The organism is Pseudomonas sp. PS02290 (assembly GCF_029960075.1).
GTDB lineage: Bacteria > Pseudomonadota > Gammaproteobacteria > Pseudomonadales > Pseudomonadaceae > Aquipseudomonas.
Map to the genome: position 1 here is coordinate 121,297 of NZ_JASCOY010000003.1, position 19,144 is coordinate 140,440.

The 19,144-nt window shown below is 60.8% G+C and carries 15 protein-coding genes; 10 read left to right on the forward strand and 5 right to left on the reverse strand.

The annotated features are described in order from the left end of the window. Positions 1-154 precede the first annotated feature (154 nt). The 7 genes from lepA (at position 155) to pdxJ (ending at position 6,612) form a co-directional block, all read left to right on the forward strand. On the forward strand, positions 155-1,951 hold the full coding sequence (gene lepA, locus QMX88_RS03030) for a translation elongation factor 4 (RefSeq protein ID WP_065992448.1): 1,797 nt from the start codon (positions 155-157) through the stop codon (positions 1,949-1,951). 9 nt (positions 1,952-1,960) lie between these two features. Further along, a complete protein-coding gene (gene lepB, locus QMX88_RS03035; RefSeq protein WP_282366168.1) occupies positions 1,961-2,815 on the forward strand; it encodes a signal peptidase I in 855 nt (284 codons plus the stop codon). 100 nt (positions 2,816-2,915) lie between these two features. After that, positions 2,916-3,293, forward strand: a complete 378-nt coding sequence (locus QMX88_RS03040) for a DUF4845 domain-containing protein (protein ID WP_192171633.1) — start codon at positions 2,916-2,918, stop codon at positions 3,291-3,293. After that, positions 3,290-3,979 carry a ribonuclease III gene (gene rnc / locus QMX88_RS03045; RefSeq protein ID WP_037014347.1) on the forward strand — a complete coding sequence of 230 codons (690 nt, stop codon included), beginning with the start codon at positions 3,290-3,292 and terminating at the stop codon, positions 3,977-3,979. Before QMX88_RS03040 ends, rnc begins: the two co-directional genes overlap by 4 nt. Next, positions 3,972-4,874 carry a GTPase Era gene (gene era, locus QMX88_RS03050; RefSeq protein WP_065992456.1) on the forward strand — a complete coding sequence of 301 codons (903 nt, stop codon included), beginning with the start codon at positions 3,972-3,974 and terminating at the stop codon, positions 4,872-4,874. Before rnc ends, era begins: the two co-directional genes overlap by 8 nt. A 202-nt stretch (positions 4,875-5,076) precedes the next feature. Then, positions 5,077-5,766, forward strand: coding sequence for a DNA repair protein RecO (recO, locus tag QMX88_RS03055; protein WP_282366177.1), 690 nt, complete (start codon positions 5,077-5,079; stop codon positions 5,764-5,766). 90 nt (positions 5,767-5,856) lie between these two features. Further along, positions 5,857-6,612 (forward strand): pyridoxine 5'-phosphate synthase, encoded by a 756-nt coding sequence (pdxJ, locus tag QMX88_RS03060; protein ID WP_282366178.1) that lies wholly within the window; start codon positions 5,857-5,859, stop codon positions 6,610-6,612. 236 nt (positions 6,613-6,848) lie between these two features. On the opposite strand, the gene cmoB is transcribed toward pdxJ, so the two are convergent. The 3 genes from cmoB to QMX88_RS03075 form a co-directional block, all read right to left on the reverse strand. After that, a complete protein-coding gene (gene cmoB / locus QMX88_RS03065) occupies positions 6,849-7,808 on the reverse strand; it encodes a tRNA 5-methoxyuridine(34)/uridine 5-oxyacetic acid(34) synthase CmoB (protein ID WP_282366179.1) in 960 nt (319 codons plus the stop codon). Beyond that, a complete protein-coding gene (gene cmoA, locus QMX88_RS03070) occupies positions 7,805-8,548 on the reverse strand; it encodes a carboxy-S-adenosyl-L-methionine synthase CmoA (protein ID WP_282366180.1) in 744 nt (247 codons plus the stop codon). Before cmoA ends, cmoB begins: the two co-directional genes overlap by 4 nt. Before the next feature lie 155 nt (positions 8,549-8,703). Beyond that, positions 8,704-10,824, reverse strand: a complete 2,121-nt coding sequence (locus QMX88_RS03075) for a TonB-dependent siderophore receptor (protein ID WP_282366181.1) — start codon at positions 10,822-10,824, stop codon at positions 8,704-8,706. Positions 10,825-11,041: 217 nt separating this feature from the next. On the opposite strand from QMX88_RS03075, the gene QMX88_RS03080 reads away from it, so the two are divergent. Beyond that, on the forward strand, positions 11,042-12,838 hold the full coding sequence (locus QMX88_RS03080; protein ID WP_282366183.1) for a methyl-accepting chemotaxis protein: 1,797 nt from the start codon (positions 11,042-11,044) through the stop codon (positions 12,836-12,838). Positions 12,839-12,930: 92 nt separating this feature from the next. Here QMX88_RS03080 and QMX88_RS03085 read toward each other — a convergent pair whose 3' ends face one another. Then, entirely contained in the window at positions 12,931-13,323 is a 393-nt protein-coding gene (locus tag QMX88_RS03085) for a protease inhibitor I42 family protein (RefSeq protein WP_282366185.1), read from the reverse strand. Between the two features lie 129 nt (positions 13,324-13,452). After that, positions 13,453-15,870: an endopeptidase La gene (lon, locus tag QMX88_RS03090; RefSeq protein WP_282366187.1), complete on the reverse strand. Its 2,418-nt coding sequence runs from the start codon at positions 15,868-15,870 to the stop codon at positions 13,453-13,455. A gap of 260 nt (positions 15,871-16,130) precedes the next feature. On the opposite strand from lon, the gene QMX88_RS03095 reads away from it, so the two are divergent. Further along, the gene (locus QMX88_RS03095; RefSeq protein WP_282366189.1) at positions 16,131-16,802 is read left to right on the forward strand and encodes a methylamine utilization protein; all 672 of its coding nucleotides are present in this window, start codon (positions 16,131-16,133) and stop codon (positions 16,800-16,802) included. Continuing rightward, positions 16,799-19,144 (forward strand): EAL domain-containing protein, encoded by a 2,346-nt coding sequence (locus QMX88_RS03100; protein ID WP_282366191.1) that lies wholly within the window; start codon positions 16,799-16,801, stop codon positions 19,142-19,144. Before QMX88_RS03095 ends, QMX88_RS03100 begins: the two co-directional genes overlap by 4 nt.

Sequence of the window (19,144 nt, forward strand, 5' to 3'; positions counted from 1 at the left end):
AAAAGGGGCGGTTTAACCGCTCCTTTTTTTGTGGCCCGAAGGGCATGGCGCGCAGGCTCTGCGCGTGAACGTGACGCCTGATCGTTCCTTCAGGTACAATTCCCGGCTATTTTTGGCGGGCAGTCTGCCTGCGACCTTTTTCGAGTGTTGATCCGTGAGTGATTTGAGTCATATCCGCAATTTCTCCATCATCGCCCACATTGACCATGGCAAGTCGACGCTGGCTGACCGGTTCATCCAGATGTGCGGCGGCCTGACCGAGCGCGAAATGGAAGCTCAGGTCCTTGATTCCATGGACCTGGAGCGTGAGCGCGGGATTACGATCAAAGCCCACAGCGTCACCCTTTATTACAAGGCGAAGGACGGCATCACCTACCAGCTCAACTTCATTGACACCCCGGGCCACGTCGACTTCACCTACGAAGTCAGCCGTTCGCTGGCGGCGTGTGAAGGCGCGCTGCTGGTGGTCGATGCCGGTCAGGGCGTCGAAGCCCAGTCCGTTGCCAACTGCTACACCGCGATCGAACAGGGCCTGGAAGTCATGCCGGTCCTGAACAAGATTGACCTGCCCCAGGCCGATCCGGACCGGGTCAAGGAAGAAATCGAAAAGATCATCGGCATTGATGCCACCGACGCCGTGGTCTGTAGCGCCAAGACCGGCCTGGGTGTCGACGAAGTGCTTGAGCGTCTGGTCCACACCATTCCCGCGCCGACCGGCAACATCGAAGACCCGCTGCAAGCGCTGATCATCGACTCATGGTTCGACAACTACCTGGGCGTTGTTTCCCTGGTGCGTGTGCGTCATGGCCGCGTCAAGAAGGGCGACAAAATCCTGGTCAAGTCGACCGGCAAGATGCACTTGGTCGACAGCGTAGGCGTGTTCAATCCCAAGCACAGTGCCACCGCCGATCTGAAAGCCGGTGAAGTGGGCTTCATCATTGCCGGCATCAAGGATATTCACGGCGCGCCAGTGGGCGACACCCTGACCCTGAGCACTACGCCGGACGTTCCGGTGCTGCCCGGCTTCAAGCGGATCCAGCCGCAGGTCTACGCCGGTCTGTTCCCCGTCAGCTCCGATGACTTCGAGGATTTCCGCGACGCGCTGCAGAAGCTGACGCTGAATGACTCGTCTCTGCAATATCTGCCGGAAAGCTCCGACGCGCTGGGGTTCGGCTTCCGCTGCGGCTTCCTCGGCATGCTGCACATGGAGATCATCCAGGAGCGCCTCGAGCGCGAGTACGACCTGGACCTGATCACCACCGCACCGACGGTAATCTTCGAGTTGCTGTTAAAGACCGGTGAAACCATTTACGTCGACAACCCGTCGAAATTGCCAGACCTGTCCACGATCGAGGACATGCGTGAGCCGATCGTGCGGGCGAACATCCTTGTGCCTCAAGAGCACCTGGGCAACGTCATTACGCTGTGTATCGAGAAGCGTGGCATTCAGCACGACATGCTGTTCCTCGGTACGCAGGTGCAAGTGACCTACGATTTGCCGATGAACGAAGTGGTTCTGGACTTCTTCGACCGTCTGAAGTCGACCAGCCGTGGCTATGCCTCGCTGGACTACCATTTCGATCGTTATCAGTCGGCCAATCTGGTACGTCTGGACGTGATGATCAACGGTGACAAGGTCGACGCTCTGGCGCTGATCGTGCACCGTGACAACGCTGCCTACAAAGGCCGCGCGTTGACTGAAAAGATGAAAGAACTGATTCCTCGTCAGATGTTCGACGTGGCAATCCAGGCTGCGATTGGCGGCCAGATTATCGCGCGTACAACCGTCAAGGCGCTCAGAAAGAACGTACTGGCCAAATGTTACGGCGGCGACGTCAGCCGTAAGCGCAAGCTGCTCGAGAAGCAGAAGGCCGGTAAGAAACGCATGAAGCAGGTCGGCAACGTGGAAATTCCACAGGAAGCCTTCCTTGCAGTGCTCAGGTTGGAATAGTCAGGCCCTATGTCACTAAATTTCCCGCTGTTGCTGGTCGTCGCCGTGTTTGTTTGCGGTTTGCTGGCCCTGTTCGATCTGGTCATATTGGCGCCGCGTCGCCGCAACGCGATTGCGAACTATCAAGGCAGCGTGAGCCAGCCTGATGTCGCGGTCGTGGAGCGGTTGAACAAGGAGCCGTTTCTGGTCGAGTACGGCAAGTCGTTCTTTCCGGTGTTGTTCATCGTTCTGGTGCTTCGCTCGTTTCTGGTCGAGCCGTTCCAGATCCCTTCGGGCTCGATGAAGCCAACGCTGGACGTGGGCGATTTCATCCTGGTGAACAAGTTCTCGTACGGCATCCGCCTGCCGGTGATCGACCTCAAGATCATCCCGGTCGGCGACCCGCAGCGTGGCGACGTGATGGTGTTCCGCTACCCAAGCGACCCCAACGTCAACTACATCAAGCGAGTCGTCGGCCTGCCGGGGGATGTGATCCGCTACACCAACGACAAGCAGTTGTTCATCAACGGTCAGTTGGTGGCCAAACAGCTGATCGGTTCGGAGCCGGGCACGCTGGGTAGCGCAGAACTCTATAACGAGAAGCTGGGCGAGGTGGAACACCAGATCCGTCAGGAGATGAGCCGCTACCGCGCGCCGCCCGACCATGAATGGACCGTTCCGGCCGCCCACTATTTCATGATGGGCGACAACCGCGACAACTCGAACGACAGCCGTTATTGGGATGACCCCAACATTCCCAAGGACGAGCTGGGCATGGTCCCCGACAAGAACATCGTCGGCAAGGCCTTCGCGGTCTGGATGAGCTGGCCTGAACCCAAGCTCAGCCACTTTCCGAACTTCTCGCGAGTCGGTCTGATCAAGTAATCGATGCGGCGCTGCCACTGGCAGCGCCGTATGTCATTCAGGGCCATGTTGCGTGGCCGATCTCGCAGGTGACAGGGAAGGGCTACTCTTGAAAGCAACCATGACGTCTGCCGGTCCGCAAAAAGGCCTGTCGTTCATCGGCTGGCTGGTGTTGCTGGCGATTCTGGCCTTTGTCGGAAGTGCTGCCGCCAAGATCGTGCCGCACTACATGGACTACCTGTCGATGAAGAAAATCATCGAAAGTGCCGGCACTGATCGCACGGCAGACATCACCAACGCCGGTGACCTTAACGCCTACGTGGCCAAAGGCATGCTGGTTAATAACATTCGGGATTTGGATTTGAACAAGGCGTTAACTGTGACGACGGAGAACAACAGGTTCCTCGCCCATTTGAAGTATGAAAAACGTGAACCACTGATCCAGAACATCGATCTGGTGGTCAAGTTCGACCACGAATTCAGCGTGGGTAAACCGTGAGCGTTTCATTAAGTCGCCTGGAGCGTCAGCTCGGCTATACCTTCAAGGATCAGGAACTGATGATCCTGGCCCTGACCCACCGCAGCTTTGCCGGACGCAACAACGAGCGTCTGGAATTCCTCGGTGATGCCATTCTCAACTTCGTCGCCGGCGAAGCGCTGTTCGAGCGTTTCCCCCAGGCGCGCGAAGGTCAGTTGTCCCGCCTGCGTGCCCGCCTCGTGAAAGGCGAGACCCTCGCGCTGCTGGCCCGTGGTTTTGATCTGGGTGAGTACCTGCGCCTGGGCTCGGGTGAGCTGAAGAGCGGCGGCTTTCGCCGTGAGTCGATTCTGGCCGACGCGCTGGAAGCCCTGATCGGTGCGATCTACCTCGACGCCGGCATGGACATGGCAAGGGATCGCGTGCTGGCCTGGCTGGCCAGCGAGTTCGAAACCCTGACGCTGGTCGACACCAACAAAGACCCGAAAACACGGCTGCAGGAATTCCTTCAGTCACGCGCCTGTGACCTGCCGCGCTATGAAGTGGTGGACATCCAGGGCGAGCCGCATTGCCGAATCTTTTTCGTCGAATGCGAGATCTCTTTATTGAATGAAAAAAGCCGGGGACAAGGTGTCAGCCGTCGCATCGCCGAACAGGTAGCAGCGGCCGCAGCCCTTATCGCCCTGGGTGTGGAGAATGGCAATGACTGATTCACCTGCAACACGCTGTGGCTATGTTGCCATTGTTGGCCGGCCAAACGTGGGCAAGTCGACGCTGCTGAACCACATCCTCGGCCAGAAACTGGCGATCACGTCGCGCAAGCCGCAGACGACCCGGCACAACATGCTCGGGATCAAGACTGAAGGCGCCGTACAGGCGGTTTACGTCGATACGCCCGGCATGCACAAAAACAGCGACAAAGCGCTTAACCGTTACATGAACAAGACCGCTTCGGCAGCGTTGAAAGACGTCGACGTGGTGATCTTCGTGGTCGATCGCACCAAGTGGACCGAAGAAGACCAGATGGTCCTCGAGCGCGTGCAGTACGTGACCGGCCCGTTGATCGTGGCCTTGAACAAGACTGACCGCATCGAAGACAAGAGCGCGCTGATGCCGCATCTGTCCTGGCTGCAGGAGCAACTGCCGAACGCACAGATCATCCCGATCTCGGCGCAGCAGGGGCATAACCTGGAAGCACTGGAAAAGGTCATCGCCGATCAACTGCCGGAGAATGAGCATTTCTTCCCGGAAGATCAGATCACCGACCGCAGCAGCCGTTTTCTCGCCGCGGAACTGGTGCGCGAGAAGATCATGCGTCAGCTCGGCGCCGAGCTGCCGTATCAGATCACTGTCGAGATCGAACAATTCAAACAGCAAGGCAAGACGCTGCACATCCACGCGCTGATTCTGGTCGAGCGCGACGGGCAGAAGAAAATCATCATTGGCGACAAGGGCGAGCGCATCAAGCGTATCGGCTCGGATGCGCGCCGCGACATGGAAGTGCTGTTCGACTCCAAGGTCATGCTCAACCTATGGGTCAAGGTCAAAGGCGGCTGGTCTGATGACGAGCGCGCGTTGCGTTCACTGGGTTACGGCGACTTGTAAGACGCCGATCGACACCGCTGCTCTGTGGGGAAATCCCACACTGCCGCGCAGCAGATCCAACCTTGTGGGAGTGAGCTTGCTCACGAAGACGGTATTTCAGCCGCTGACTATTCAGCGGATGGAGCCGGGTTTTCGTGAGTAACCTCACTCCCACAGTCGTTTAAGATTGCCCGTCCGGCCGCGTTCTTTCATCGAGATAGCCATGTCACAAACCCCTCCCGTCGGTCAGCTCGCCTATGTGCTGCACAGCCGTGCGTACCGCGAAAACAGCGCGCTGGTCGACTTCATTACCCCGCAGGGTCGCTTGCGTGCGGTGTTGCGCAGCGCGCGGGGGAAGGCGGGGACGATGGCGCGGCCGTTTGTGCCGCTGGAAGTCGAGTTTCGCGGGCGGGGCGAGTTGAAGAATGTGGGGCGAATGGAAGGCGCTGGCGTCGCCACGTGGCTGGAAGGCGAGGCGCTGTTCAGCGGTCTTTATCTCAATGAGCTGCTGATTCGCCTGCTGCCCGCCGAAGACCCGCACCCGGGCGTGTTCGAACATTACGCCGCGACGCTTGTGGCGTTGGCCGAGGGGCGCGCGCTGGAACCGTTGCTGCGCTCGTTCGAATGGCGGCTGCTGGACGATCTCGGTTACGGTTTTGCGCTGGACGCGGACGTCAACGGCGATCCACTGGCCAGCGACGGCCTGTACCGGCTTCAGGTGGATGCCGGCCTTGAGCGGGTTTATCTGTTTCAGCCAGGATTGTTTCAGGGCGCCGAATTGCAGGCGATGTCTGAAGCGGACTGGAGTTCGCCGGGGGCGCTGTCTGCGGCCAAGCGTCTGATGCGCCAGGCCCTGGCCGTGCATCTGGGCGGGCGCCCGTTGGTCAGCCGTGAATTGTTTCGCAAACTCTAGCGTCCGGCGGCGCAAACCTAGAAAATCCTTCCTCGCGTGCGTAATCAGCCACCCATTGGCTGGCACCGCCACAGTAATCAGGAGAACCCCGTGACCCACAGCACTCGCATTCTGCTCGGCGTGAACATCGACCACGTTGCTACCTTGCGTCAGGCCCGCGGGACGCGCTATCCCGATCCGGTCAAGGCCGCGCTGGATGCTGAAGAAGCAGGCGCCGACGGCATCACCGTGCATTTGCGGGAGGACCGTCGGCATATTCAGGAGCGCGATGTGTTGCTGCTGAAAGACGTGCTGCAAACGCGCATGAACTTCGAGATGGGCGTCACCGAAGCGATGATGGCGTTTGCCGAGCGCATTCGGCCTGCGCATATCTGCCTGGTACCGGAAACCCGTGAGGAGCTGACCACCGAGGGCGGGCTGGATGTCGCCGGTCAGGAAGCGCGCATCAAGGTGGCGGTGGAGCGGTTGTCGGCCATCGGCAGCGAAGTCTCGTTGTTCATCGACGCCGATGAGCGCCAGATCGCAGCGTCGGCCCGGGTTGGCGCGCCGGCCATCGAACTGCACACAGGCCGTTATGCCGACGCTGAAACCCCGGCCGCTGTGGCCGAAGAACTCAAGCGCATTGCCGATGGTGTCGCCTTCGGTTTGGCCCAGGGCCTGATCGTCAACGCCGGCCATGGCTTGCACTATCACAACGTTGAAGCCGTCGCGGCGATCAAGGGCATCAACGAGCTGAACATCGGCCACGCGCTGGTGGCCCATGCTTTGTTTGTCGGCTTCAAGTCGGCCGTGTCAGAGATGAAGGCGTTGATACTGGCGGCGGCGGGTTCTGCTCAGGACAAATGACAGATAGGGGATTGCGCATCGTCTTGACACTCCGCTTTCGTGCAGCAGACACAAACTTTGTGGGAGCGAGCTTGCTCGCGAAGAGGCCGGCACTCTCACTCACTATGTCGGCAGACAGAATGCCTTCGCGAGCAAGGTGGAGCGCCACCCCGGTCGCTCCCAAGGGTGATTTGTCCGCACTGACATCTGCGGTGTTGTCATGCTGAATGAGCGCGCGCAATAGCGCTTTTGTCGGGTTACGGCTTGCGCCCCACAATCACCGCACGCCGCGGCGCCGGCAGGCCTTCTACGGTTTTGCTGTGGTCCGCCGGATCGAGGAAGTCGCTCAACGACTGAAAGCGCATCCAGTCGGTGCCGCGTTGTTCTTCCACCGTGGTGGTGTTGACGTCAACGCAGCGCACATCCACAAAGCCCGCGCGGCGCAGCCACAGTTCCAGCGCGGGCACTGACGGCAGAAACCACACGTTGCGCATCTGGGAGTAGCGGTCTTCCGGCACCAGCACCTGATTCGCGTCGCCTTCCACCACCATGGTTTCCAGCACCAGCTCTCCGCCTTTGACCAGGCAGTCCTTCAGCGCCAGAAGGTGATCGATGGGCGATTTGCGGTGATAGAGCACGCCCATGGAAAACACCGTGTCGAATCCTTCGAGCCGTGCCGGCAGATCCTCCAGGGTGAACGGCAGGTGCCATGCCGGCAAGTCCGGCAGGTAGCGCCGCATGGCCTGGAACTGGCAGAAGAACAGCCAGTTGGGATCGACGCCAATCACGCTGTCGGCGCCTGCGCCCAGCATGCGCCACTGGTAATAGCCGTTGCCGCAGCCCACATCAAGAACGCGCTTGCCTCTCAGATCAAGGTGCGGCGAGACCCGCGACCATTTCCAGTCCGAGCGCCATTCGGTGTCGACGTGCACGCCGAACACATCAAAGGGCCCTTTGCGCCACGGCGACAGGCCCATCAGCGCGGCGCGAGTCTGCTCGCGGGTGGCGTCATCGCAGTCGGCGTCGAGGATGAAATCGTTCTTCAGCTCGATGCGGCTTGGCGTCAGGTTTGGCAAGGCATTGAGCGCGCCTTGCCAGCGTTCGAGGTCGCCATGACCCTTTTCCATCTTCGCGTCGAGTTGCGCCTGCAGGCCTTGGGCCCAGGCATACAGTGGCGTGCCCGCCAGACGGCGGACCAGGGGAGCGAGATCAATCATGGCAGGGCAATCAACGAGGCGAAATTAAGGCATTGAAACCAGGGCATGACTTTGCTGAATCCGGCAGCCAGCAAGCGTTCGCGGTGCTGCTCAAGGCTGTCGGGTTTCATCACGTTTTCGATGGCGCTGCGTTTCTGCGCAATCTCCAGCTCGCTGTAACCGTTGGCGCGTTTGAAGGCGACGTGCAGATCGGTGAGCAGCGCGTGCTCTTCGGTGTCATCAAAGCGCAGCTTCTCCGACACGATCAGCGCGCCGCCGGGCAGCAGCGACTGGCGGATACGCGTCAGCAGAGCGAGGCGTTGTTCCGGCGCGATGAATTGCAGGGTGAAGTTCAGCGCGACCACCGAGGCGGGCTGAAACTCGAGATTCAGGATATCGCCGTCGATGACCTCCACCGGCAACAACTCCTGATACATCGAGTCCTGAGCGTTGAGGTACTCGCGGCAGCGTTCGACCATGGCCGACGAGTTGTCGATGGCGATCACCCGGCAATCTTCAGTGCGCACATGCCGACGCAATGCCTGAGTGACGGCGCCCAGTGAACTGCCCAGGTCATAGAGCACGCTGTGGGGCTGGGCGAATTGCGCCGCGAGCACGCCGAGGTTTTCGACGATGGTCGGATAGCCCGGCACCGAGCGCTTGATCATGTCCGGGAACACCCGCACCACGTCTTCGTTGAAGGCGAAGTCGGGCACCTGGGGCAGCGGCTGGGCGAATAGGCGGTCGGGTTCTGGGCTCACGGCGATTCCGGGGTACGAAGCGAAAAGTGCGGCATTTTAGCCAATTCCGTCCCTCGGCTGGAACCTCATCTCATCGCTCGTGTGCTGACGTCTGGTCCGCCCATAAAAAAGCCGCGTCCGATTGCCCGCACGCGGCCGATACACGAGCAGTGAACTCAGTATCTCCAGCTCACCGACGCGGTGAAGTTACGTGGATCGCCGAAGTTGCTCTGGTTGTAGCGAAGGCTCTGTTGGTATTTCTCGTTGGTCAGGTTGTTGAGGTTGAGCTGGGTGCTCCAGTGCTGATCGATGTCGTAGCGGGTCATCAGGCCGATGAGCGCGTAGGCGTCCTGGCGGGCCGCCGGCGAGTCGTCGTTCTGAGTCTTGCTCTGCCAGCTCAGGCTGCCGCCGACCTTGACCTTCGGCGCCATTGGCAACTGGTAGGTCATCGACGACGTCAGGGCGTGGCGCGGGATGAACTTGCGCGCACGGCTGTCGTTGTTGTCAGTGATATAGACGTAGGTGTACCCGCCGTTGACTTGCAGCCCCGGCGCCACTTCGCCCGACGCTTCCAGCTCCAGGCCGCTGCTGTCGTAGGACATCGCCTCGTAGACATAGCCGCCCAGGTTGGCGTCATAGGTCGAACTGCCCGGCACGTTGTCTTGCTTGGCATGGAACACCGCTGCGCTGACGTTGAGCTTCTTGTCCAGCAACTGGCCCTTGATGCCCGCTTCATAGCTTTTGCCTTCAAGCGGATCGAGCACCCGGCCTTGACCGTCGAGGTAATACTGCGGATTGAAGACTTCGGTGTAACTGGCGTACAGCGCGTATTCGGGGGTCAGGTCGTAGACGATACCGGCATACGGCGTGACTTTGCCGTGAATGCGCACCTCCCGCGCCGAGCCGTAGTTGTCGCCATTGCTGTCCGCGCTGAGCATGCGGGCGCCGGTGATCACATGCAGATCGTCGGTCAGGCTGAAACGCGCGCCGGCGTAAACGCTCTTCTGGCGATCGGTGTAGTTCGAGGTCGCAGCGGGTAACGCAGCGACGTAATTCGGCTGCGGCAGGTAGCCATGCAGCGCATCTTCAAGGGTCACAGGCGAGTAGTTGAGGACGTCACCGTACTGCGAGGATTCGCGATTGCGCTGGCGTGCAGCGTTCGCCCCCAGCGTGAGTTGATGTTCCCGACCGCCGAGCATGAAGGGGCCGCTCAGCGAGTAATCGCCACTGAGTTCGAGGTTCTTGTCTTTGTACTTGGAGCCCAGTCCGGTGTAACCGGTGGGTGAAGTGCTGTCGCCGTACATGTAGAACATCTCGGTGTCTTCGCGGTGCTCGGCGCCGGCGACGGTCAGCTTCGACTTCCAGTCGTTGGCGAAGGTGTGCTCCCACTCGGCAAACGCACGTTGCGTGTGAACGTCCCAATGCACCCACGGCTGGGAAATATTGGAATGGGTGCTGCTGTAATGAATGGCGTTGCCATTGCCGTCGACCAGCGGCAGTGCGCCCCAGCTTGAGCCATTGGCGTTGGTTTTCTGGTCCTCGTAACCAAGGGTCAGCGTGTCGCTGTCGCTCAGGTCGAATGCCAGCAGACCGCTGAAGATGTTCTTCTCGCGGGAGTAGCGATCAAGGTATGAGTTGCCGTTTTCGTTGGCGTAGATGACCCGCCCGCGTACGTTGCCCGAGTCGGTCAGGGGGCCGGAGACGTCGATGTCCACCCGGCGTTTGTCCCAGGAACCGGCGGTCACGTCGATCTTTGCCTGGGGATCGTAAGTCGGGCGTTTGCGGATGAAGTTGACCGTGGCCGAGGGGTTGCCGGCCCCGGACATCAAGCCGTTGGCGCCGTGCACGATATCGACCTGTTCGTAGGGCGCCAGGTCGATATCGCCCACCAGCAAACCATTGGTCATCGGCATCGCCGTGCCGTCGTACTGGAAGTTGTTGATGTCGAAACCGCGCGCGGTGAAATAGGTGCGGTCTGTTTCGACTTTCTGCACGTTGACGCCGGGGGTGCTGGTCAACACATCGCGGATGCTGTTGAGCTTGAAGTCATCCATTTGCTCGCGTTTGATGTTGGTCACACCCTGGGGCGTTTCCTGGTTGGTCAGGTCCAGCCGGGTGGTGGTGCTGCTGGGCTTGCCCTGGTAGCCCTGCGGGTTGCCGGTGTCGCCGTAGGTGGCGGTTGACGTCACGTCAGTGGCCGGCAGGCTGAGCGCTGTCTCTTCGGCATTCGCTGTGTTGAGCACGCTCAGGGCGATTAACGAAAGGGCCTTTGGGCAAAAGGGGATCGAGTGACGCATGGCGGGCAACGCTCCGGCGAATGTAACAAATGGTGATGGTTCTCAATTATCGGTAAGTTACAATTGAGAATCAATGTCATTTATTCCATTCGTCGGTGTTGGCTGCAACGCTGGCCATGACCGGGTGCCTTCCCCCCGCAGCGTTAAAGCTTTCCCCCCGGCAGTCGAAACACCTTAATTCGCAACTCATTTCATTACTGGCACAGGGAACCGTGGCATGCATGCGTTCAAGGCGTTGTACGAGTCCATCGAAAGGCAGTTTTTCAATTCTTTGACCAAGAAGCTGTCGAGCCTTTTTCTGATCGTGTTGGTGAGCGCCGTGGTGTACTGGGTGGCCGTGAGCCTGCGTGCGGACATCCTTCTGCAGTTGCGCAGCGCGCAGTTGCCAGCGGAGACGCTAAGCATGATCGAGGGGAAACTCGATGTGCTGAGCAACGCCATTCTGGGCAGCACGCTGTTTACCCTGTGTCTGGTCAGCTTCATGGTCTGGTATTTCCGGCACTTGATCGTGCGGCCGGTGACCCAGATGAGCTTGGCGCTGGAAGGCATTGCCAACGGCGAGGGCGACCTGTCCAAGGACTTGCCGCTGTTGACCCACGATGAAATTCGCGTGCTGGCGAGCACCTGCAACCGGTTTCTGGCCAAACAGCGGGAGATCATCAGCAGCGTTCAGGCGTTGACCGTGCACATTGCCGTGGAGTCCGCGCGCTCGCTGAAAAATATCAGCGATTCCAGCGACAGCGCGACCCATCAGGCGCGCTTCGCCAAGGAAGTCATGGAGCAGAGCAACGACGCAGTGGGTCGGATTGCCGAAGTGTCCCGGCAGACTCAGGGCATTTCCGGGACCACCGCGCAGAACCTCAGCATGGCCCGCGACTCCTACACTGAACTGCTGGAAGTGACCGGCAACATCAGTGAGATTTCCAGCAGCCTGAATGAGTTCGGCACCCTGGTTTCGGCGCTGAACCAACGTTCGTCGAGCATCAAATCCATTGTCGGATTGATTCAACAAATCTCCTCCCAGACCAATCTTCTGGCGCTCAACGCGGCGATCGAGGCGGCGCGTGCAGGGGAGAGCGGGCGTGGTTTCGCGGTGGTTGCCGACGAAGTCCGGACCCTCGCCCAGAACGTCAGCCGCGCCACCGAGGACATTTCCCAGAACATCGACGCCATGTTGCTGGAGGTGAGCTCGACCCACGAGCAAACCACCCAGATCAGCCACAGCGCCCGGGAGACCCAGAAAGTGGTCGAGCGCGCGTCTGGGCATTTCGAGAGCATGATCGGCGACTTCGAATCCACCCACACGAAGCTTGAGGACATCGCCTCGCACATCCAGCAGTTTGCCGACAGCAACACCGGCATCAACGACCGCGTCACGCAGATTCATGCGGACAGCCAGTCCATCGACCAGCGCATGCAGCATTCGGCCACGGCCACCCGAGACCTCTCGGGCGTGGCGGAAAAGGTTCAGGCGCTGCTGGGCCGGTTTGTCCTCGGGCATGGCGCGCTGGACGCTGGCATTACCCGCGCCAGTCATTGCCGCGACCGGCTCCAGGTGCGTCTGGCCGCGCTGCAACGTGAGGGCGTCAACCTGTTCGATCAGAACTACAAATTGATTCCCGGGACTGATCCCAAGCAATACACGACCAGCTACACCGAACGCTTTGCGCAGATCTGTCAGGAAGAGTGCGACGCGCTCACCAAAGGCACGCGGGGCGGAAAGGTCACCTTCATCGTCGACAGCAAGGGTTACTGCCCGGTGAACAACAGCTGGGTGTCGAAAAAACCTACGGGCGACCGAGCTATCGACCTTCCGGTGTGCCGGAACAAGCGCATGTTCGCTGACCCCATCGGCCTGCGCGCAGCCGCTAACCAACAGCGCTTCCTGCTGCAAACCTACCTGCGCGACACCGGCGAAATCATGACCGAAATTGACGTGCCGTTCTTCTTCGAAGGCCGTCATTGGGGCAACTTGCGCATGGGCTTCGACGCTGCGCAATTACTGGCCGAGTGACAGAGGCTCACGCCAGTGCTCAGCGACTGATCAGCCCTTCGCCGGCAAGGACGTTCCTGCGGGGGGGGGGCGGCCGTGGAATGAGCGGGCGATCAGTTCACCGTAATGACGCAGTCGAAGGTGCGCGCTGGCGCCACTTCCGGCGCCCAGGGTTGTTGGTAGACCATCATCAGGTGACCCGTGCCCGGATTGGCGGCTCGGTAGCGCCAGACTGACTGACCACCTTCACCGACCAAACCTACTTCTTTGGAGGCATTGAACACCTCGGGCCCCAGGCTGCTCAGAATCGACGGCGCGGGGTTTTGCATCAGCCAGCGGTGCCCGGTCGTGGGATTGCTGGGCAGCATCAGCATGAGGGTCTGGCCGGTTTTGAGAGAAAGGGGACAGTCTTGCTGATCGTCCAGGGAAACGATCTGTTTTGGCGCCTGGGCGCAAGCGGCAAGCAGGGTGAGGCTGAGCGGGACGAGCAAGCGGGCAGCGGTCATGAAGGCTCCGGTCATAGGCAACATGGGCGGAGCATAACCGAAGACGGGAGAGATGCTAATCAGGTGGGCCGCACAAGACGTGTGAGGGCGGCCAGGGTGGCGCCCCCACACGTTGAGGCGAGGTCAGTCTTAGAACAATATCTTCGCCACATCCGCAAAGCGTTTGGCGAAGTGCGCGGTAATGCCTTCTTTCAGGTAATCCGGCAGTTCTTCGAAGTTGCCACGGTTGGCTTCCGGGAGGATTAGCTCGTAGATCTTCTGGCGCCGCGCCGCGATCACCTTCTCCCGCACGCCGCCAATCGGCAGTACGTGCCCGGTCAGGGTCAGTTCTCCGGTCATCGCCACGCCTTTTTTCGGCGCCTGGTTACGCGCCAGCGACAGCAGCGCGCTGGCCATGGTCACACCGGCACTTGGCCCGTCTTTCGGCGTCGCGCCTTCCGGCACGTGAAGGTGAACGAAGGCTTCGTCGAAGAAGGTTTTGTCGCCGCCAAACTTCGCCAGATTGGAGCTGACGTAGCTGTAGGCGATTTCGGCAGATTCCTTCATCACGTCGCCCAGCTGGCCGGTGAGCTTGAAGCCGCGGTTGAGCGTATGGATGCGGGTCGCTTCGATTGGCAGTGTCGCGCCACCCATGCTGGTCCAGGCCAGGCCGGTAATCACGCCGGTGCCCGACAACACTTGCTCGTTGCGGAACACCGCCATGCCCAGCGAAGCTTCCAGCTCTTTCGGGCCGATCTTGACCACGGTGTCCGGGTTGTCCAGCAGCTTGACCACGGCCTTGCGCACCAGTTTGCCCAGCTGTTTTTCCAACTGCCGCACACCGGCTTCCCGCGCATAGCCTTCAATCACCGCGCGCAACGCACTGTCGCTGATCATCAGGCTGTTTTTCGACACGCCGGCCTTGGCCAGTTGCTTGGGCCACAGATGGCGCTTGGCGATGGCGAGCTTTTCTTCGGTGATATAGCCGGACAGGCGAATCACTTCCATCCGGTCCAGCAATGGGCCGGGGATCGAGTCCAGGGTGTTCGCGGTGCAGATGAACAGCACCTTCGACAGGTCCAGACGCAGGTCGAGGTAGTGGTCGAGGAATTCGACGTTCTGCTCAGGGTCCAGGGTTTCCAGCAGCGCCGAGGCCGGGTCGCCCTGGAAGCTCTGGCCCATCTTGTCGATCTCGTCGAGCATGATCACCGGGTTCATCACTTCCACGTCTTTCAGCGCCTGCACCAGTTTGCCCGGTTGGGCGCCGATGTAGGTGCGACGATGGCCCTTGATCTCGGCCTCGTCGCGCATGCCGCCAACGCTGAAACGGTAGAACGGCCGGCCCAGGGATTCCGCGATCGATTTGCCAACGCTGGTTTTACCCACGCCCGGCGGGCCGACCAGCAGCACGATGGAGCCGGAGATTTCGCCTTTGTAGGCGCCCACGGCGAGGAATTCGAGAATACGGCTCTTGATGTCATCAAGGCCGGCGTGGTGCTGATCGAGCACCTTGCGCGCGTGTTTCAGGTCGAGCTTGTCGTCACCAAACACGCCCCATGGCACCGAGCTTGCCCAGTCCAGGTAGTTGCGCGTGACGGCGTATTCCGGCGAACCGGTTTCCAGCACCGAGAGCTTGTTGATCTCTTCGTCGATGCGCTTGCGCGCCTGGGGCGGCAGGGTCTTGCCCACCAGACGCTCTTCGAACTGTTCGATGTCAGCGCTGCGGTCGTCCTTGGTCAGCCCCAGTTCCTGCTGGATGACCTTCAGCTGTTCCTTGAGGAAGAACTCACGCTGGTGCTCGCCGATCTTACGGTTCACTTCGGCGGAGATTTCTTTCTGCAGGCGCGCGACTTCGACTTCCTTGCGCAGCATCGGCAGGACTTTTTCCATGCGCTTGAGCACGGGCACGCAATCGAGCACCTGCTGCAATTCGACGCCCGTGGCGGAGGTCAGGGCCGCAGCGAAGTCGGTCAGCGGGGAAGGATCGTTGGGGCTGAAGCGATTGAGGTAGTTCTTCAACTCTTCGCTGTACAGCGGGTTGAGCGGCAGCAGCTCCTTGATCGCGTTGATCAGCGCCATGCCGTAGGCCTTGACCTCGTCGGTCGGCTCGTTGGGCTGGTGCGGGTATTCAACCTCCACCAGAAACGGCGGGCGATGGTGCTTGAGCCAGGTCTTGATGCGCACACGGCTCAGGCCCTGGGCGACGAACTGCAGCTTGCCGTTTTCACGGCTGGCGTGGTGCACCTTGACCAGCGTGCCGTACTCCGGCAACGCCTTGGTGTCGAAATGTCGGGGGTCGTCGGGCGGGGTGTCCATGAAAAACAGCGCCAGCGAGTGGTGATCAGACTTGCTGACCAGCTCCAGCGTTTCGGCCCAGGGTTCTTCATTAACGATGACCGGCAGCACTTGCGCGGGGAAGAACGGACGGTTGTGGATCGGGATGATGTACACCTGATCCGGCAGGTTCTGGCCGGGCAGGGCGAGGCGCTTGTTGTCGGAGCCGAGGATTTCGTGCTCATGATCGTCGTCGGGGTGCGGCTGGTTGGCGTCGGACTGCTGGTCGCTCATGGGGCACCTGCATAAATGGAGATGAGCCTTAGATGGGGCGCAAGGCCTCAGGTTTCAATAGCGCCGGTCGATAGCAATGACTAAGCAGGCCGATTTAAAAGCATATGTGGCGTTGCGCCAGGCCGTGGCCTCCAATAGGTGGTGGCCATGTGCTTTGCCGGAAGTCCGTCTGATATCGCCGACCTCCGATCCGTGGGCTACGCTGGAAATCATCGCCAAGTAGGCTCTCTTTGCGGGCCTCGCTGTCTGGAACATCTGTCATGCGCCGTGTTTTTATTTCGTTGTTGCTGGTTGTAACCGCTCTGTATGGCACCTTCGCCCATGCGGCCAGCCTGACCGCCGAGTTCGTCGATGGCCAGGGCAAGCCGCTTCCCGACGCGGTGCTCACCTTGCGCGGTACAACTACGCCGCCTGCCGGGTCGCTGAAAGCCGACATGGACCAGCGCGATGTGCAATTTGCCCCCCACGTGCTGGCGGTGCGCACCGGTACCCAAATCAGTTTTCCCAACAGCGATCAGATCCGCCATCAGGTGTATTCGTTCTCGACGCCCAAGCGTTTCGAACTGCGGTTGTATGGCGGCACGCCGTCGGCCCCCGTGCTGTTCGACAAGCCGGGCGTGGTGGTGCTCGGCTGCAACGTGCACGACAACATGCTCGGTTACGTGTACGTCACTGACGATGGCTGGTTCGGCGTCAGCAATGACAAAGGTGCGCTGACCCTAGATCAAGTGCCCGCCGGTCACTACACCGTCACCCTCTGGCACCCGCAGGCCCCCGACATGCTGCCGGTGTCCGGCGGCGAGATCGACATTCCGGCCGGTGGCCTCAAGCAGCGGTTCAGCATCGCCGTACAGCCCAACGCCGAGAACACCCCCGCCGCGCCGCCCTCCAGTGCGTTCGGCGACGCCTTCCATAAAGCGGCCCACGAATGAAGGTGCGCATCAGCTTTCAGGCGCGGATTGCCGGCGTGTTGATCATGCTGCTGCTGATCGTGGTCTTCGCCGTGTTTATTGCGGTGAAAGCCGCCACCCAGGACGCTGTGCGCAAACAGGCCCAGGCGCAGCTCGAAGTCGGCACCCGGGTGTTTGAAGGCTTGCTGGAAATGCGCGGCAAGCGGCTGCGCGACGCCGTGCAGTTGTTGTCCACCGACTTCGGTTTCCGTGACGCCGTGGCATCCGCGGACTCGGCAACCATTCGTTCGGTGCTGCTCAACCACGGCGCCCGAATCAACGCCAATGACATGTTTCTGCTGGGCATGGACGGCACGGTCATGGCCAGCACCGTCGCGCAGATCCCCGAAGGTTCGCCGTTCCCCTACATCCAGGCGTTGCGTGACCTCAAGGGCAAGAATCAATCGATGCTGATCGTGCCGTTGCAGGGGCAGCCGCACTTGCTGGTCGAAAGCACCGTGCTCGCACCGCTGCCGATTGCCCGCGTGGTGATGGGTTTCAGCATGGACGGTGACTTGGCGCAAGAACTGCGCTCGTTGAGTGGTTTGCAGGTGTCTTTTCTGTCGCTCGTGCAAAAGCAGCCGGGTCAGATGATCAGTACCCAGCCGGAGACGCTGTTTGACAGCCTGCGCAGCGTGATGATGAATCCGCCCAGCAACGAGATGCAGATGACCGAGCACCACAGCCAGAGTTTTCTGAGCAAAACACTGCGGCTGGGCAGCAACAGCGACAGCGAGGTCGTGGCCCTGCTGCAGAGCCCGCTGGATCAAGCCATGCAGGCATTCGCGCCGCTGGATAAGACGCTGTTCTGGATCACCGTCGTGGCGTTGGCGTGTTCGCTGGTCGGCGCGTTGTTACTGGCGCGCAGCCTGTCGCGGCCGGTGAATGCCCTGGCTCAGGCCGCCCGGCGTATTGGCGAAGGTGATTACGCAACGCCCGTGGTGCTGGATCGCAGGGACGAACTGGGCCTGCTCGCCAGCGCCATCAACTCGATGCAGAGCGGGATCGCCGAGCGTGAGCTGCAACTGGCGCACAATGCCCTGCATGATCCACTGACCGGGCTGCCCAACCGCGCGTTGGTGATGGAGCGCCTCGGCAGCGCGGTCGTGGCTCAACGGCCAGTGGCCCTGCTTTATCTGGGCATCGATAACTTCCGCGCGATCAGCACCAACGTCGGTCTGGAGGGGGTTGAGCAACTGCTGCGGATTATCAGCGGGCAACTGCAAGAGCCGCTGCGTCCCGGCGACACGGTGGCGCGGCTCTCCGACAACGAATTTCTACTGCTGGTGCAAAACGCCGAGACCGACAGCGCCGTCGCGGTGGCTGACCGGCTGCAGCGTTTACTGGTCAAGCCCCAGCGCATCGGCGAGCAGGACATCGCGATGGATGCCTGCATCGGCATCGCGGCCTATCCGGCCAATGGCGATTCGGCGACCGAGCTGCTCAGGCGTGCCTCCATTGCGCGGCAGGACGCGGCGCAGTTGCCGGGCCGTCTGCAAGTCTATGTGGACGGTCGCGACGTGGCTCACCTGCGCCAGATCAGTCTGATCCGCGACTTGCGCCAGGCCGCCCGCAACGGCGAACTTTCACTGCATTACCAGCCGAAACTGGACATTCGCAACGGCCGGGTCACTCAGGCCGAGGCCTTGCTGCGCTGGCAGCACCCGCAATTCGGCTCGGTATCGCCCGCCGAGTTCATCCTGCTGGCGGAGCGCACCGGCAGCATTCAGATCCTCACCAACTGGGTCATCGAAGATGCGCTGCGCCAGCTCGCCGAGTGGGCGCAGCGCGGTCTCATTCTGCAGGTCTCGGTGAACATCTCGGCGGACGACCTGCTGGGCAACGATCTGGCTGACCGCGTTGCTGCGCTGCTCAAGCTCTACCGCGTGCCGGCTGAACAGTTGATTTTCGAGATCACCGAAAGCGCGATCATGCGCGAGCCCGAGCAGTCGTTGAAAGTGCTCAATCGCCTGCGTGATTTCGGCATCAGTCTGTCGGTGGATGATTTCGGCACCGGTTACTCCTCGCTGGCCCACCTCAAGCGGCTGCCGGTGCAGGAATTGAAGATCGATCAGTCCTTCGTGCGCGACCTGGACGAAACCAGTGAAGACGCAGTGATCGTGCGCTCGACCATCGAGATGAGCCACAACCTGGGCCTGAAGGTGGTCGCCGAAGGCGTCGAATACGAACATAGCCTGCGTCTGCTGGAGCGCTGGCACTGCGACACCGCGCAGGGTTACCTGATCAGCCGGCCGCTGAATGCGATCGCCTTCGAAGCCTGGATCGCGCAGGCCCAGCTCCCACCCCGCATGACGATGCACTGA

What these genes read in the sequence shown, in the direction of transcription:
- lepB (WP_282366168.1), top strand. Translation starts at nt 1,961, where the DNA reads ATGTCACTAAATTTCCCGCTGTTGCTGGTCGTCGCCGTGTTTGTTTGC.
- QMX88_RS03040 (WP_192171633.1), top strand. Translation starts at nt 2,916, where the DNA reads ATGACGTCTGCCGGTCCGCAAAAAGGCCTGTCGTTCATCGGCTGGCTG.
- era (WP_065992456.1), top strand. Translation starts at nt 3,972, where the DNA reads ATGACTGATTCACCTGCAACACGCTGTGGCTATGTTGCCATTGTTGGC.
- recO (WP_282366177.1), top strand. Translation starts at nt 5,077, where the DNA reads ATGTCACAAACCCCTCCCGTCGGTCAGCTCGCCTATGTGCTGCACAGC.
- cmoB (WP_282366179.1), bottom strand. Translation starts at nt 7,808, where the DNA reads ATGATTGATCTCGCTCCCCTGGTCCGCCGTCTGGCGGGCACGCCACTG.
- QMX88_RS03075 (WP_282366181.1), bottom strand. Translation starts at nt 10,824, where the DNA reads ATGCGTCACTCGATCCCCTTTTGCCCAAAGGCCCTTTCGTTAATCGCC.
- QMX88_RS03080 (WP_282366183.1), top strand. Translation starts at nt 11,042, where the DNA reads ATGCATGCGTTCAAGGCGTTGTACGAGTCCATCGAAAGGCAGTTTTTC.
- QMX88_RS03085 (WP_282366185.1), bottom strand. Translation starts at nt 13,323, where the DNA reads ATGACCGCTGCCCGCTTGCTCGTCCCGCTCAGCCTCACCCTGCTTGCC.
- lon (WP_282366187.1), bottom strand. Translation starts at nt 15,870, where the DNA reads ATGAGCGACCAGCAGTCCGACGCCAACCAGCCGCACCCCGACGACGAT.
- QMX88_RS03095 (WP_282366189.1), top strand. Translation starts at nt 16,131, where the DNA reads ATGCGCCGTGTTTTTATTTCGTTGTTGCTGGTTGTAACCGCTCTGTAT.
- QMX88_RS03100 (WP_282366191.1), top strand. Translation starts at nt 16,799, where the DNA reads ATGAAGGTGCGCATCAGCTTTCAGGCGCGGATTGCCGGCGTGTTGATC.